Origin of the sequence: Streptomyces sp. NPDC002057 (assembly GCF_040296665.1) — a bacterium.
Classification (GTDB): Bacteria; Actinomycetota; Actinomycetes; order Streptomycetales; family Streptomycetaceae; genus Streptomyces.
On the sequence record NZ_JBEOXR010000002.1, the window covers coordinates 107796 to 122362 of the forward strand.

Annotated in this window: 13 protein-coding genes; 8 read left to right on the plus strand and 5 right to left on the minus strand. The window is 73.6% G+C overall.

Translation table 11 applies throughout. From position 1 onward, the window contains the following. Positions 1-136 precede the first annotated feature (136 nt). Together ABT129_RS02325 and ABT129_RS02330 are read right to left on the minus strand one after the other, a co-directional pair. Positions 137-721, minus strand: coding sequence for a hypothetical protein (locus ABT129_RS02325; protein ID WP_351895506.1), 585 nt, complete (start codon positions 719-721; stop codon positions 137-139). 82 nt (positions 722-803) lie between these two features. After that, positions 804-1442, minus strand: a complete 639-nt coding sequence (locus ABT129_RS02330) for a GNAT family N-acetyltransferase (protein WP_351895508.1) — start codon at positions 1440-1442, stop codon at positions 804-806. Positions 1443-1573: 131 nt separating this feature from the next. Here ABT129_RS02330 and lon point away from each other — a divergent pair, with 131 nt between their 5' ends. Together lon and ABT129_RS02340 are read left to right on the plus strand one after the other, a co-directional pair. After that, positions 1574-3991, plus strand: a complete 2418-nt coding sequence (gene lon, locus ABT129_RS02335) for an endopeptidase La (RefSeq protein WP_351895511.1) — start codon at positions 1574-1576, stop codon at positions 3989-3991. Positions 3992-4117: 126 nt separating this feature from the next. Next, the gene (locus tag ABT129_RS02340; RefSeq protein WP_351895513.1) at positions 4118-4723 is read left to right on the plus strand and encodes a DUF4240 domain-containing protein; all 606 of its coding nucleotides are present in this window, start codon (positions 4118-4120) and stop codon (positions 4721-4723) included. Here ABT129_RS02340 and ABT129_RS02345 read toward each other — a convergent pair. Beyond that, on the minus strand, positions 4720-5595 hold the full coding sequence (locus ABT129_RS02345) for a lytic polysaccharide monooxygenase auxiliary activity family 9 protein (RefSeq protein WP_351895515.1): 876 nt from the start codon (positions 5593-5595) through the stop codon (positions 4720-4722). The two genes, ABT129_RS02340 and ABT129_RS02345, sit on opposite strands and share 4 nt — an antisense overlap. A gap of 190 nt (positions 5596-5785) precedes the next feature. After that, positions 5786-6616, minus strand: coding sequence for a lysozyme (locus ABT129_RS02350; protein ID WP_351895518.1), 831 nt, complete (start codon positions 6614-6616; stop codon positions 5786-5788). 229 nt (positions 6617-6845) lie between these two features. Between ABT129_RS02350 and ABT129_RS02355 the strand changes: the two genes are divergently transcribed. Beyond that, positions 6846-7451 carry a MarR family winged helix-turn-helix transcriptional regulator gene (locus ABT129_RS02355; RefSeq protein WP_502981636.1) on the plus strand — a complete coding sequence of 202 codons (606 nt, stop codon included), beginning with the start codon at positions 6846-6848 and terminating at the stop codon, positions 7449-7451. Here the strand turns inward: ABT129_RS02355 and ABT129_RS02360 are convergent. Further along, entirely contained in the window at positions 7429-8238 is an 810-nt protein-coding gene (locus ABT129_RS02360; protein WP_351895522.1) for a hypothetical protein, read from the minus strand. The two genes, ABT129_RS02355 and ABT129_RS02360, sit on opposite strands and share 23 nt — an antisense overlap. A gap of 358 nt (positions 8239-8596) precedes the next feature. Between ABT129_RS02360 and ABT129_RS02365 the strand changes: the two genes are divergently transcribed. Genes ABT129_RS02365 through ABT129_RS02385 form a run of 5 tightly spaced genes read left to right on the plus strand, consistent with a single transcriptional unit; the run spans position 8597 to position 14474 of the window. Continuing rightward, a complete protein-coding gene (locus ABT129_RS02365) occupies positions 8597-11605 on the plus strand; it encodes a sensor histidine kinase (protein WP_351895525.1) in 3009 nt (1002 codons plus the stop codon). After that, on the plus strand, positions 11602-12093 hold the full coding sequence (locus ABT129_RS02370) for a roadblock/LC7 domain-containing protein (protein WP_351895527.1): 492 nt from the start codon (positions 11602-11604) through the stop codon (positions 12091-12093). The genes ABT129_RS02365 and ABT129_RS02370 overlap by 4 nt, the downstream gene beginning before the upstream one ends. After that, positions 12090-12521: a DUF742 domain-containing protein gene (locus tag ABT129_RS02375; protein WP_351895529.1), complete on the plus strand. Its 432-nt coding sequence runs from the start codon at positions 12090-12092 to the stop codon at positions 12519-12521. The genes ABT129_RS02370 and ABT129_RS02375 overlap by 4 nt, the downstream gene beginning before the upstream one ends. Then, on the plus strand, positions 12502-13209 hold the full coding sequence (locus ABT129_RS02380; RefSeq protein WP_502981625.1) for a GTP-binding protein: 708 nt from the start codon (positions 12502-12504) through the stop codon (positions 13207-13209). Before ABT129_RS02375 ends, ABT129_RS02380 begins: the two co-directional genes overlap by 20 nt. Before the next feature lie 29 nt (positions 13210-13238). Then, on the plus strand, positions 13239-14474 hold the full coding sequence (locus ABT129_RS02385; protein ID WP_351895532.1) for a styrene monooxygenase/indole monooxygenase family protein: 1236 nt from the start codon (positions 13239-13241) through the stop codon (positions 14472-14474). The last annotated feature ends 93 nt before the right edge of the window (positions 14475-14567 follow it).

Genomic DNA, 14567 nt, shown 5'->3' on the forward strand with positions numbered 1-14567 from the left:
CGGTTCACGGGATCGCGCGCGTGGGCCGGGTCCGTCCACGGGACGGCCCGCGTCTCTGCTCCGTGCACGGGACGGCCCGCGTGTGCCGGTTCCGGCCACGGGATCGCGTGCCCGGCCCGGGTGCGTGTCCCTCCGCTCAGGGGCTCGTCGGCGGGCCGCCCTCCGGGAGGGCGGCGAAGACCCGCCGGAGGGCGGGAGGGCGTTCCCCGTCGCCCGCGACGACGAGGCGGTGGCGGTACGTCACGGCGTACTGGAAGCCGTCGGCGACCGGTCCGCCGGTGGGCCGCTCGGGGACCCGGGCGTACGCGGGGTCCTCCAGGGCGGCCCGGAGCTCGGCGGCCTCGGCGGGGGTCTGCCGACCGGTGCGGGGCGGCTCGGTTCCGGAGCGGCTGGTCCAGCCGCCGTCGTAGCGGACGACGAGCCGGTTGCGGACGCCGGCGAGGCCACCGCTGACGACCACCTCGACGAGGACCTCACCCGGCTGCGGGTCGGCCGACGGGGTGCCCGGGGTGCTCGGGGTGCCTGGAGTTCCCGGGGTTCCCGGGGTTCCCGGCGTGGCGGTGGCGGTGCCCGGGGCGGTGGTGGCGCCGGGTGCGGTGGCGGTGGGGCCGGTGGCGCCCGGCGCGGGCCCGCCGCCCGGCCCGCAGCCGCTCACGCCGCCGACCAGGGCGCCCGCCAGCAGCAGGGCCCCGCACCACGTCCGCCGTACGCCTCGCACCATGGACCGAGCATGCCGGGTGACGGGCCCGGCGCGCAGCCGGACGGCCGGGTTCCCTCGGGGAGGCCGGACCCGGGGCCGTACGTCAGGCGCCGTCCCGGACGATTCCGGTGAGCGGCCCCCGGTACCGCCAGCCCAGCGCGTCGTACAGCGCGAGCCCGTCCGTGGTCGCGGCGAGCACCCCGGTCCCGGCGCCCGCCTGGGCGGCGGCGGCCTCCAGGGTGCGCATGACGTTGGCGCCGAGCCCGCGCCGCCGGTGCGCGGGGTCGGTCTCGATCTGGTCGGCGACGGCGGTCGAGCCGGTGGGCGCGATCTGGCCGCGCGCGGCCAGGGTGCCGTCGGGGGCGAGGATCCGGACCCGGACCACACCGTCCCTGACCTCGGTGGTCCGGGCGTACCCCTCCGGCGGCACGGGCCGGGCGCCGGGGTCGAGCGGCTTGACCATCATGAAGCCGGGGTCGTCGGGGACGGTCCACCCGTCGGTGATCCACGCGGCCGCGTCCTCGGGGCCCGCCATGATCTTGAGCCAGCTGTACGGGGCGGTGAGGCGGGCGCAGAGCGCGCCGACGGAGTCCGCGTCGGGGGCGGGCAGGACATGCCGCACGACGTGCCGGGGGAGACCGACGTCGATCCGGTACCCCCAGGGCTCGGCGACGGCCGCCGGGGTCCCCCGGGAGAGGGTCCAGCCCGCCACCCACGCCGATGTAATAGACGAGATATCCATAGGGTCATTACATCTGTTCGGGCGGGGTCGACGGGAGAGTGATCGCTCAGAGCGAACGGGTGGTCGGGAACATCCTCGGGCTCACATGCATTGAGTCCACATAGCTCAACTTGACTGCCGAAGGGGAGATCATGGCTTCTGACTCCAAGCCGTCCGTGCCGCTCACTCTGCCCGTGCTGCCGCTCGACGACGAGGTCGTGCTGCCCGGCATGGTGGTGCCGCTCGACCTGTCCGACAACGAGGTGCGCGCCGCCGTGGAGGCGGCCCAGGCCGCCGCGCGGCCCGGCGCCGGAAAGCCGCGGGTGCTGCTCGTGCCCCGCGTCGACGGGACCTACGCCGGAACCGGCGTCCTCGGCACCGTCGAGCAGGTCGGACGGCTGTCCGACGGCGACCCCGGGGCCCTGATCCGCGGCATCGGCCGCGTGCGCATCGGCGCCGGTACGACCGGGCCCGGCGCGGCCCTCTGGGTCGAGGGCGGCACCGTCGAGGAGACCCTGCCCGACCCGCTCCCCGGCCAGGTCACCGACCTGATCAAGGAGTACAAGGCGCTGGCCACCAGCTGGCTCAAGAAGCGCGGTGCCTGGCAGGTCGTCGACCGCGTCCAGCAGATCGACGGCGTCGGCGCCCTCGCCGACAACTCCGGCTACTCGCCCTTCCTCACCGTCGAGCAGAAGGTCGCGCTCCTGGAGACCGCCGACCCGGTCGCCCGTCTCAGGCTCGCCACCGCCCAGCTCCGCGAGCACCTCGCCGAGCAGGACGTCGCCGAGACCATCGCCAAGGACGTCCAGGAGGGCGTCGACAAGCAGCAGCGCGAGTTCCTGCTCCGCCGCCAGCTCGAAGCCGTCCGCAAGGAGCTCCGCGACCTCAACGGCGAGTCCAAGGACGCGGCCGACGAGTCCGACGACTACCGCGCCCGCGTGGAGGCCGCCGACCTGCCCGAGAAGGTCCGCGAGGCCGCCCTCAAGGAGGTCGAGAAGCTGGAGCGGTCCAGCGACCAGTCCCCCGAGGGCTCCTGGATCCGCACCTGGCTGGACACCGTCCTCGAACTGCCGTGGAACGAGCGGACCGAGGACCGGTACGACATCAGGGGCGCCCGCGCCGTCCTCGACGCCGAGCACGCGGGCCTGGACGACGTGAAGGAGCGCATCACCGAGTACCTGGCCGTGCGCAAGAGGCGCGCCGAGCGCGGCCTCGGCGTCGTCGGCGGCCGCCGCGGCGGAGCCGTACTCGCCCTCGTCGGCCCGCCCGGCGTCGGCAAGACCTCCCTCGGCGAGTCCGTCGCGCACGCGATGGGACGCGAGTTCGTGCGGGTCGCCCTCGGCGGCGTACGGGACGAGGCGGAGATCCGCGGCCACCGCAGGACCTACGTCGGCGCCCTCCCCGGCCGGATCGTCCGCGCCATCAAGGAGGCCGGGTCCATGAACCCGGTGGTCCTGCTCGACGAGATCGACAAGGTCGGCTCCGACTTCCGCGGCGACCCCGCGGCGGCCCTCCTCGAAGTCCTCGACCCGGCGCAGAACCACACCTTCCGCGACCACTACCTGGAGGTCGAACTCGACCTCTCCGACGTCGTCTTCCTGGCCACGGCCAACGTCCTCGAAGCCATCCCCGAGGCTCTCCTCGACCGTATGGAGCTGGTCAGGCTCGACGGCTACACGGAGGACGAGAAGGTCGTCATCGCCCGCGACCACCTGCTGCCCCGGCAGCTGGAGCGCGCGGGCCTGGAGCCCGGCGAGGTCGTCCTGGAGGACGCGAGCCTGCGCAGGCTGGCCGGTGAGTACACCCGCGAGGCGGGCGTCCGCACCCTGGAGCGCGCCCTCTCCCGGCTGCTCCGCAAGATCGCGGCCGAGCACGAACTCGGCGACCGCGCGCTGCCCTTCACGGTCGGCCCGGACGACCTGCGGGGGCTCATCGGACGGCCGCACCACGTACCGGAGTCCGCCCAGGACCCGGCGGAGCGCCGGACCGCCGTGCCCGGCGTCGCCACCGGGCTCGCGGTGACCGGCGCGGGCGGTGACGTCCTCTTCGTGGAGGCGTCCCTGTCCGATCCGGAGACCGGTGCCTCCGGCCTGACCCTCACCGGTCAGCTGGGCGACGTGATGAAGGAGTCGGCGCAGATCGCGCTCTCCTTCCTCCGCTCGCACGGCGCGGAACTGGAGCTGCCCGTCACCGGTCTGAAGGACCGCGGCGTGCACATCCACTTCCCGGCGGGCGCCGTCCCCAAGGACGGCCCGAGCGCGGGCGTCACCATGACGACCGCACTGGCCTCGCTGCTGAGCGGCCGGCTCGTCCGCACGGACGTGGCCATGACCGGCGAGGTCTCCCTCACCGGCCGGGTCCTCCCGATCGGCGGCGTCAAGCAGAAGCTGCTCGCCGCGCACCGGGCGGGCATCACGACGGTCGTGATCCCCAAGCGGAACGAGGCCGACCTGGACGACGTCCCGGCCGAGATCCTGGAGAAGCTGGAGGTCCACCCGGTGACGGACGTCCGTCAGGTGCTGGAGATCGCGCTGGCCCCGGCGGCGGTGCCGGTGGGCGTGGCGGCGTAACGGGCCCGTGGTGAGCGGGGTGTCCTCGGACGGGGGCACCCCGCTCCGCCGTGTCCGGCGGGAGCAGGGGCGCACCGGGGGAAATTCGTCACCTGGATGTCAGCGAGGGGTGTCATGCTCGTACGCATGAACGAAGACGCCTTCTGGGCTCTCATCGACGAGTTGAGCCGCCGCCCCGGTGACCGGGACGAGCGGCTGGAGTGGCTGCGGACGGAGTTGCTCCGCCGACCTGCCGCGGAGAGCGTGGAGTTCCAGGTGCGCCTCGAGGACGCGGGCGAGGCCGCGGCGACGCACGCGCTGTGGCGGGCGGCGAACCGGATCGAGGGCGGTGGCTGCACCGACGACGGCTTCGACTACTTCACGCTCTGGCTGGTGGGCCAGGGGCGGAAGGTGTACGAGTCGGTCGTCGCCGACCCGGACGCGCTGGCCGACGTGCCCGAGGTGCGGGGCCTCGTGGGGCGCCACCAGGACGAGTGGGACGACGACGAGTGGCCCGAGTGGGAGGAGCTCGACTATGTGGCGCAGGACGCGTACGACGAGCTGACCGGCCAGGAGGACGACGACGGCGAGGAGTTCCTCGACGCCGTCGAGGAGCTGGCCGAGGAGCTCGCGGACGAGCTCGCCGACGGCCGGGGTTGGGAAGAGGACGGCGAACCCCAGGGGGCTCGACCGGAGGGGTTGGCGCTGCCCCGGCTCACCGCCCTCTTCCCGCTCGGGAGATCCGGCTCCTAGGAGGCGGACGTGTTCCGGCGGCGGCCCAGGAGGAGGCTGCCCGCCGCGAAGACGGCGAGGCCGCCCGCGCCCGCCAGGGCGAGGGGGAGCGGCGAGGAGGGGGTCGTCGTGGTCTCGGCCGAGAGGGCCGGCGCCTGCTCGTCGCCGCCGTGGCCCGCGTGGCTCACGGTGGACAGGGACGCGCCCGCAGCGATCTTCGCCTCGGTCGGGGCCTTGGCCTGCGCGGGCGCGGCCGCGGCGCCGAAGGTGACGTCCGAGCAGCTGTAGAAGGCCTCGGGGCTGTCGTTGCGCTGCCACACCTTGTAGACGATGTGGCGGCCGGTGCGGGCGGGGAGGGTGCCCGTGAAGTTGTAGAAGCCGTCGGTGGCGGTGCGGGAGGTGTTGTGGACGGCGACGGGGGTCGCGTCCAGGTCCGACCACTTGAGGGGCTGCGTGGGGTCGAAGCCCGGCTTGGTGATGTAGACGGTCATGGTGCCGGCGTGGGCGGCGGTCACCCGGACCTTGAAGTCGAAGGAGCCGGCGGCGACGGCGGTCGCCGGCCAGTCGGTGCGCGCCCAGTCGAGGGCCCGGTACTTCTCGCGGTTCGCCGAGCAGAGCTTGCCGTCCGGGATGACCGCCTGGTGCCGGCCCGCGGCGTTGGCGATGTTGACCTCGTTCCAGTCGTAGAGCGGCTGGGTGCCGGAGTCGGCGACGAGGTCCTTGCACACCTGTGACCTGGGCGTCTCGGGGCCCTCGGCGTAACAGGCGGCCACCCGGCTGACGGGGTTGAAGACGGCACCGTGGGCGCTCGCGGTGGTGGGGGTGAGGCTGACGAGTGCGGCGGCGGCGGACAGGGCGGCCACGCCGGTGGCGGTACGGCGGGAGGACTGCATGCGGGGGCTCTCTCTCGTGCGTGGGGGAGGACGGAACGAGCAACGCGCGCTGAGCGCCGGGAAGTTGAATACCGGGCGATCGGCGTAGAGCGTCGCATTGGTCCATACCAATAGGCAAGGGGGTCGGCCGGAAAAGCCGAAGCGGCCCCCGGGGTGCCGCACACCCGGGGGCCGCTTCGTGAGACGCGCGTCAGCCGTTCGCGAGCGCCTGCACCCGCGAGAGATCGCCGTTGAAGTGGTTGTGGTCGCCGACCGTGGGACCGGAGGACGTGTACTGCCACATCGTGTAGTACTGCCAGCCGGCCGGGAGTTCGCCCACGGTGGCGGCGTACCGCGCGACCCACAGCGGGTTGGTCGCGGCGAAGCCGGCGTAGTTGCCGGTGCACTGGGTCCACCAGCTGGTCGCCGTGTAGATGACGGCGTCCCGGCCGGTCCGGGCCTTGTACCGGTTCAGGAAGTCGCGGATCCAGGTCACCATCCCGGCCTGGGTCTTGCCGTAGCAGGTCGCGCCGTACGGGTTCCACTCGATGTCCAGCACCCCCGGCAGGGTCCGCCCGTCCGGCGACCAGCCGCCGCCGTTGTTGACGAAGTAGTCCGCCTGGGCCGCGCCGGTCGTCGTGTCCGGGGTGGCGAAGTGGTACGTGCCCCGGATCATGCCCACGTTGTACGAGCCGTTGTACTGCTGGGCGAAGGAGGTGTTCTTGTAGTACGTGCCCTCCGTCGCCTTCACGTAGGCCCACCTGACGCCGCTGTTCCACAGCGTGGCCCAGGCGACGTTCCCCTGGTGGCTGGAGACGTCCACGCCTTCCGTCTGCGCGGCCCGGCCGGAGCCGCCGCCGGGTGCGCCGTCGCGCCCGTCGTGGGCGAGGACGCCCATGCCCATGCTGGCGGAGCCCCGCGCGGGAACCTGCCGGACGCCCGGGTCCTGGGCGGCACCGGCGGATCCGGCGAGGGGGAGGAGGAGGGCCAGGGCCGCGAGCGCGGCACCGGCGAGGGTCGTTCCGGATCTGTGCACACGCATTGCGTGCCTCCGAAAGGATCGGTGGGGGAGCGATGTCGACAGGCCTGGTGTGGACATGTCAGCGATGACGCCGGGGACGACGCTACGCACGTAGACCCGGCCGGCGGAAGGGGGCCCGGACGCCGCCGTTGGTCTACTCCTGCGAAACTCTGAAGGAGCTGCGGCGATGGCCTCGGCCGGAAGAAACTTTCAACGGCCGGAAAGCCGTCGGCGGGCCGTGAGAGAACTCCTGAGAGGTGCTGACGTGCACGGAAGCGGTACGGGAAGCGAACACCGGGACACCCCGTCCGTGAGCGGTACGGGAAGCGGGCGCGGGGACACCCCGTCCGCGAGCGGTACGGGAAGCGGGCGCGGGGACACCCCGTCCGCGAGCGGTACGGGCCGGGCCGCCCCGCCCGTCGCGGTCGACCGGGAGTTCCTCGCGCTCGAACGCGAACTGGCGGTCTTCCTGCGCCGCGCCCGCGCCCAGTCCGGCGAGATGGCCCGCGAGGTCCACCCCGAGCTGGAGCCCGCCGCCTACGGCCTCTTCGTCCGGCTCGACGACGCCGGCCCCCAGCGGGCCACCGAACTCGCCGGATACTTCGGGGTCGGCAAGGCCACCATGAGCCGGCAGCTGCGCGCCCTGGAGGACCTCGGGCTCGTCGCCCGCGACCCCGACCCCGCCGACGGCCGCGCCTCGCTCGTCCGTCTCACCGAGGAGGGGCGGAACCGCTTCCGGCGCGTCCGCGACGCCCGGCGCGAGCGCTACGTCCGCAAGCTCGCCGACTGGGACCGCGCCGAGGTCGCCGAACTCGCCCGCCTCCTGAACCACTTCAACGTGCGCGCGGAAGGCTGACCGGGCCGAGCTCCAGGAACGCGGCCGTCGCGTCGTCGTGCAGCTTCCAGCGGCGTATCCCGCCCGCCCTCTCGTCCGCCGCCTCCAGGGTCCGTACCCGCTGGAGCAGACCGAGCGCGCCCTCCTTGCGCAGGACGCCGTGGCACTCCGCCCAGTCGCCCTCGGCGAACAGCTCCACCCAGCGGCTCGCCCCGTCCGTCAGCGCGGCCAGGGACCGCACCTCCGCGCGCGGGCTCGTCCCCGTCACCGCCCGCTCCGCCACCGCCGGGTCGGCCGCCGCCGTGAAGAAGCCGCCCTCCCGGTTCCGCAGCCGGTCCGTCGCCGCGAGGGAGCGCAGGATCTCGTCCGGTACCCGGTCGAGCCGGTCGTCGAGCACGGCCCGCACCGCCCCCTCCGGCGACTCCAGGAGGAGGACGGAGTCGGAGAGGACGAGGTGTTCGACCGAGGTGTCGCCCCAGCGGGCGAGCACCACGGTTGCCTGAGGGGTACGTACGTGAGAAAGGTCACAGGTGTCCCGGTGGGCTTCCGCGGTGCGCCGGATTGCCCGCGACAGGATCTCGGACAGGGACATGTCCGGCCGGGAAGCGGACAGTTCGGTCAAAGCCCCGCCGAGCCGCGCGGTGAACCACGGCACGGTGTGCACACAACCGTCATCACCGGCGGGTGGTGTGACGCCGTCGAGGAGGACGACGGTTCCCCCGCCGCCCGAAGCGGGCAGGGCGGTGGCCACCCAGTCCTCGTTGGGGCGTTCGGGGCTGCCGGGGAGGGAGGCGACATCGCTGCGCATGACGACCAGTGTGCCCGGCCCCGCACACTCCTTCACCGGACCTGCAAATGACCGGAAATGGCCTGTACCAACCCGCGGAGGGCGGCGGGAGAGGCGGAACAGCCACCTCCGCGGAGCTGCGGGCGGGCATCCTGCCAAAGCCCGCCCGGAAGATCCAACCGAGGGCTTTCCGGGCCCCGGCGCGCCACCCGGAGAAGTTGTTCGCCAACTCATGAGTGTTGTTCACTCGTTCGGGTGGCGGAGCGGCCGATGCGCGCCCCCTTCCCAGAAGCGCTGGAATGGTCGGAAGCCGTACCAGGGGTGGGGGCGCTCCATGTGACCGGCCGTCACCTCTGCTTTGTGGGCGGACGAGTCAAGAATGCGAGCACCGGTGCAGATGAAGCGGCCTCGGAGCAAGAACGGCACGCGGAGCCAGACCCCCGGTGCAGCGCCGACCGCGGAGGGCACCGCCACGGCACCCCCCGCGCAGACGCAGCCCCAGGACCCCGCGCGGTCCCAGCCTCCCGCCGGCCGCGCCAAGCGCGTCCGCAACCGGCTGGTCGCCGGTGTCGCCCTCGTGGGCATCACGGTCCTCGTCGCCGGAGCCCCCGCGATCCTCACCTCCTCCGCCCAGCTCAACGACGCCCAGAGCCTGGTCACCCTCGCCGAACTCGACCGGCAGGCCGTCACCCTGGCCCACTCCCTCGCCGACGAGCGCGACGAGGTCGTCGCGTACATCGCCGCGGGCCGTGACAACCAGACCGGCGACACCAAGGACAAGCGGCAGATCACCAGCACCCGGTCCACCCGGGTCGACCGCCAGATCGACGAGATCCGGCCCGCCGCCTCCGTCGAACTCCGCCGCGACCTCGCCGGGATCCCCTCCGTCCGCCGCACCGCCCTCACCGGCAAGGGCACGGCCCTGGAAGCGCACCGGGCCTACACCCAGGTCATCGGCAAGCTCCAGGTCCTCGCCGACGAACTGGCCGACCAGACCCCGGCCCGCGCCGCCGACACCGCGCTCACCGAGGCCACCCGCGCCCCCGCGGCCCTCGGCCGCGCCGTCGAGCAGGCCTCCGCCGCCCGCGGGCTGCTCCTCGCCGCGCTCGCCGTGCCGCAGCCCGAGCCCACCGGCGAGGTCAGCTACGACCCCGAGACCGGCACCTACGTCCCCGACGTGCCCGCGGGCGCCGCCGAGGCCGACCGGGCCCGCGACAACCTCACGGCCGCCGCCCAGCAGGCCCGGGTCCGCGAACTCGCCGCCCTCGGCGACTTCGACCAGGCCGCCGGCTCCGCCGCCCGTGACTCCTTCGCGGCGACCGTCGCGGGCCCCGACGTCAAGAGCGCCGAGCGCTCGCTGGCCTCCCTCACCGACCAGCCCCGGCTGACGGAGACCGAGCGCGAGACCGACCCGGCCGGCCTGGAGGCCGCGCTCTCCGCCCGTATCGAGCAGATGCGCGGCGTCGAGTCCGCGCTCGCCGCCGAGCGGGTCGAGCGCCTCGGCGCCCTCCGCGACGACGACGTCACCGCCCTCGAACTGCGCATCGCCTTCCTCGGCGGCTGTCTGCTGGTCGCGATCGGCATCTCCACGTACGTCGCCCGCACCCTCACCCGGCCGCTCGCCGTCCTCCGCATCGGCGCGGCCCGGCTCGCCGGCGCCCCCGCCCCGCAGGCCGAGGAGCCGATCCGCTTCACCGGCCGCAACGACGAGTTCGCGCAGGTCGTCCGCTCCCTGAACACCCTGCACGGCAAGCTCTCCGGCCTCGCCGTCCACAGCGAGCGCCTCAGCGACGGACAGGCCGACCTGACCGCGGCCAAGGAGGCCCTCGGCGCCGAGCTGGCCACCCAGCGCGCCGAACTGCAGGGCCAGGTCGCCCTTCTGACCGCCGACCTCGAACGGCTCAGGAGCACCGTCCACCACACCTTCGTCAACCTCTCGCTGCGCAGCCTCGGGCTCGTCGAGCGGCAGCTCGGCGTCATCGAGAAGCTGGAGGAGCGCGAGCAGGACCCGGACCGCCTCGCGACCCTCTTCAAGCTCGACCACATGGCGACCGTCATGCGCCGACACAGCGAGAACCTGCTGGTCCTCGCCGGACACGAGCACGTCCACGGCCACGCCGGGCCCGTCCCGCTCGTCGACGTGCTGCGCGCCGCCGTCAGCGAGATCGAGCGGTACGAGCGGGTCACCATCCAGTCCCTGCCGCCGCACGCCCAGATCGCCGGCTTCGCCGCGGACGACCTGAGCCACCTGATCGCGGAACTCCTGGAGAACGCGACCTCCTTCTCGCCGCCCGACGCCGAGGTCCAGCTCTCCGGCTGGCTCCTGGAGTCCGGTGAGGTGATGCTCTCCGTGCAGGACGCGGGCATCGGCATGACCTCCTCCCGGCTCGCCGAGCTGAACGCGCGCCTGGCCGAGGCCGACCCGGCCGCCTTCGAGGGCGAGGGCCTCGGCATGCGGGTGACGGCGCTGCTCGCCGCCCGCCACGGCGTCCGCGTCGAGCTGCGCGAGCAGCAGCCGGGCGGTACGGCGGCCGTCGTGGTCCTGCCCCGGCCGCTGCTCCCCACCGCCCCGCCGGCCGCCGTGACGGAGCCGGTACGGGTGGCGGGCGCGCCGCCCGCGCTCCAGCTGCCCGGTTCGGCCGCGGAGGCGAACTCCAACACCCTGCAGTCCCGGAACCGCGACCCCCTCGTCGAGGCGGCCGAGCGGGCGTTCCTGGCGGCCGAGGTGAACGCGGCGAAGGAGCGGCACGAGCCGGAGCCGGCCGCGCCGGTGGAGCCGGGGCCGGGGACGCCGTTCGAGCCCGCGTACGACGCGGCGACGCCCGCGTACGCCCCCGAACCCGCGTACGAGGAGCCCGTTCCCGACGCGCCCCACGACGAGCCCGGCGCCCCCCGCGAGTCCGTCTCCGAGACCACGCTCCAGGTCCGGCTGCCCGACCCGCCGCCGGAGCCGGACGCCCACGAGCGCGCCGCCGACGTGGCCGCCGACCCCGCGCCGCACACCGGGCCCGCACCGGCGGAGCCCGTACCCGCGGAGCCGGTACGCACCGGCACCGGACCCACCGGGCCCCCGGCGCCCTCCGACCCGGAGCCGGTCACCGACCAGCCGGTTCCCGGGCCGCGCGGCCCGCGGGGGGAGCGGGTCACCGACAAGGGCCTGCCCAAGCGCACCCCGCAGGTGGTCCGCCCGGCCGGCGCCGCCACCACGCCCCGTCAGGGCGGCGTGGACGCGGAGGCCCTGCGCCGCCGGCTCGGCGGCTTCCACCAGGGCGCCAAGGCAGGGCGCCGCGACGTGGAGGCCGAGATGGACACGGCGGGCACGGAAGCCGTAAGGACTGCACGTACAGAGGAGATGACGGGGGACACAGTCGAGGAGGCACGCAGTTGACTGCGACGGGAACGTTCGGACTGAGCACGGAAGCCCGCAACCTGCAATGGCTGCTGGGGAATCTGGTGGAGGAGGTGCCCGGGGTCCACTCGGTCGCCGTCGTCTCCTCCGACGGCCTGATGCTGCTCTCGTCGGACCCGGCCGCCCAGCAGAGCACGACGGCCGCCGCCGAAGCCGGCCGTCCCGACGGGCCGCGCGGCTCCAGCGCCGATCTGGCCACCATCGTCTCCGGCATCGGCAGCCTGACCATCGGCGCCGCCCGGCTGATGGACGGTGGCGGGGTCAAGCAGACCATGGTGGCGATGGAGGAGGGCAGCGTCTTCGTGATGTCGATCAGCGACGGCTCGCTGCTCGGCGTGCACGCCACGCCCGACTGCGACATGAGCGTCGTCGCCTACCACATGGCGCTCTTCGTGGGCCGCGCCGGTCACGTACTCACCCCCGAAGTCCGCAGCGAGCTGCGCAAATCGATGGAGAGCACCCAGTGACGTCAGTTTCGTCGGCCTACCCCGGGCCCCACGCCCACCGGCTGCCGGTACGGGGAGACGGGCGCCGCCCCGCGCGCGTGCGCCCGTACTCGCTGACCGGCGGTCGTACCCGCTTCGGCCACGTCCTGCTCGTCGAGACCTTCGTGGCGGCGCTCGAAGCGCCCGCCGTGCGCAAGGTCCTGACGGACGGCGGGCCCGGCGCCCGCGGTCTGATGCCGGAGATGCGGGCCATCGTCGAGATCTGCCGCCGGATGCGGACGGTGGCGGAGATCTCGGCGCTGTTGAAGATGCCGTTGGGGGTCGTCCGGGTGCTCCTCAGCGACCTGGCCGACCAGGGAAAGATCCGTGTGTACGGGACCGGTCACGGCACCGGCCAGCCCGACCGCGCGCTCCTCGAAAGGGTGCTGAGTGGACTCCGTCGTCTCTGACGCCTCCGCCGTCTCCGATGCTCCGGCGGTGGCGGGCATTCCCGCGCAGCCCCAGGCGCCCGACACCGATCTGTTCCGACGGGATACCGCCGGCCCGGACCCCGAGGACGGCGCGCGGGACTGGCAGCTCGACCACACCCGTGCCCCGATCGCGACGAAGATCGTCGTCGCGGGCGGCTTCGGTGTCGGCAAGACCACCTTCGTCCGCGCGGTCTCGGAGATCACCCCGCTCCAGACCGAGGCGCTGATGACCCGGGCGAGCGAGGACACCGACGACCTCACCGCCACCCCGGACAAGATCACCACCACGGTGGCGATGGACTTCGGCCGGATCACGCTCGACAACGACCTGGTGCTGTACGTCTTCGGTACGCCGGGGCAGCAGCGCTTCTGGTTCATGTGGGACGACCTGGTGCGCGGGGCGATCGGGGCGATCGTGCTCGCCGACACCCGGCGGCTCACGGACTGCTTCCCGGCCCTGGACTACTTCGAGAGCTGCGGACTGCCGTACATCGTGGCCGTCAACCACTTCGAGGGCACCGAGCTGTTCGAGGCGGACGACGTCAGGGAGGCCCTGACCGTGCCCCCGCACGTGCCCGTCGTGATCATGGACGCGCGCAAGCGGTACAGCGTCGTCGAGAGCCTGCTCGCGATGGTCGCGCACGCGCTCGAAGCCACCCCCGAATAGTTCTCCCCGTCACGCCAGGAGCACCACCCATGCGGAAGATACTCATAGTCGGCGCCGGTCAGTCCGGTCTGCAGCTCGCCCTCGGCCTCCAGTCGCAGGGGTACGAGGTCACCCTCATGTCGAACCGGACGGCGGACGAGATCCGGGCCGGCCGGGTCATGTCCACCCAGTGCATGTTCGACACCGCGCTCCAGCACGAGCGGGACCTCGGCCTCAACTTCTGGGAGTCCCAGGCCCCGAGGATCGAGGGTCTGGGCGTCTCCGTGGCCGCCCCCGACTCCAGCCGCGCGATCGACTGGGTCGGCAGGCTCGACGGGCACGCCCAGTCCGTCGACCAGCGGGTGAAGATGGCCGGCTGGATGGAGACCTTCGCCCAGCGCGGCGGCCAGCTGGTGATCCACGGCGCGGCCGTCGGCGACCTGGACTACTTCTCCCGCAGCTACGACCTGGTGCTGGTCGCGGCGGGCAAGGGCGAACTGGTCTCGATGTTCGGCCGGGACGCGTCCCGCTCGCCGTACGACGCGCCGCAGCGCGCCCTCGCCGTCGCCTACGTCCACGGTCTCGGCCCGCGCCCCGAGCACCCGGAGTTCGACGCGGTCCGCTGCAACCTCGTCCCGGGCGTCGGCGAACTCTTCGTCATGCCGACCCTGACGACCGGCGGCCGCGCCGACATCCTCTTCTGGGAGGGCGTCCCCGGCGGCCCGCTCGACGTCTTCCAGGGCGTCAAGGACCCGGCGGAGCACCTCTCCCTGACGCTCGAACTGATGGAGAAGTTCACGCCCTGGGAGTACGCGCGGGCCACCCGGGTCGAACTGACCGACGCGGGCGGCACCCTCGCCGGCCGGTACGCGCCGACCGTCCGCAACCCGATCGGCCGCCTCCCCGGCGGCGGTCTGGTCCTCGGCGTCGCCGACGTGGTCGTCGCCAACGACCCGATCACCGGCCAGGGGTCCAACTCGGCCTCCAAGTGCGCCGCCGCGTACCTCGCGTCCATCGTCGAGCACGGCGACAAGCCCTTCGACGAGGAGTGGATGCAGGCCACCTTCGACCGCTACTGGGACACCGCCCAGCACGTCACCAAGTGGACGAACGCGATGCTCGGCGTCCCGCCGGAGCACGTCCTCAACCTGATCGGCGCCGCGGGCCAGCTCCAGCCCGTCGCCGACCGCTTCGCGAACGGCTTCAACGACCCCTCGGACTTCGAGAACTTCTTCTTCGAGCCGGAGAAGACGTCGGCGTACCTGGCCGAGGTCACGGGCGCCTGACGGCCGAGCGCCCACGGCCGGCGGCCCACGGGCTGCCGGCCCCCCGGCTCCGCCGCGCTACAGCGGTCCGGACGTCCGGGACAGGGACGGTGT

Bases quoted from the DNA above. Each gene is read 5' to 3' on its own strand.
- ABT129_RS02325 (WP_351895506.1), bottom strand. From the start codon at position 721: ATGGTGCGAGGCGTACGGCGGACGTGGTGCGGGGCCCTGCTGCTGGCG.
- ABT129_RS02330 (WP_351895508.1), bottom strand. From the start codon at position 1,442: ATGGATATCTCGTCTATTACATCGGCGTGGGTGGCGGGCTGGACCCTC.
- lon (WP_351895511.1), top strand. From the start codon at position 1,574: ATGGCTTCTGACTCCAAGCCGTCCGTGCCGCTCACTCTGCCCGTGCTG.
- ABT129_RS02340 (WP_351895513.1), top strand. From the start codon at position 4,118: ATGAACGAAGACGCCTTCTGGGCTCTCATCGACGAGTTGAGCCGCCGC.
- ABT129_RS02345 (WP_351895515.1), bottom strand. From the start codon at position 5,595: ATGCAGTCCTCCCGCCGTACCGCCACCGGCGTGGCCGCCCTGTCCGCC.
- ABT129_RS02350 (WP_351895518.1), bottom strand. From the start codon at position 6,616: ATGCGTGTGCACAGATCCGGAACGACCCTCGCCGGTGCCGCGCTCGCG.
- ABT129_RS02360 (WP_351895522.1), bottom strand. From the start codon at position 8,238: ATGCGCAGCGATGTCGCCTCCCTCCCCGGCAGCCCCGAACGCCCCAAC.
- ABT129_RS02365 (WP_351895525.1), top strand. From the start codon at position 8,597: ATGCGAGCACCGGTGCAGATGAAGCGGCCTCGGAGCAAGAACGGCACG.
- ABT129_RS02385 (WP_351895532.1), top strand. From the start codon at position 13,239: ATGCGGAAGATACTCATAGTCGGCGCCGGTCAGTCCGGTCTGCAGCTC.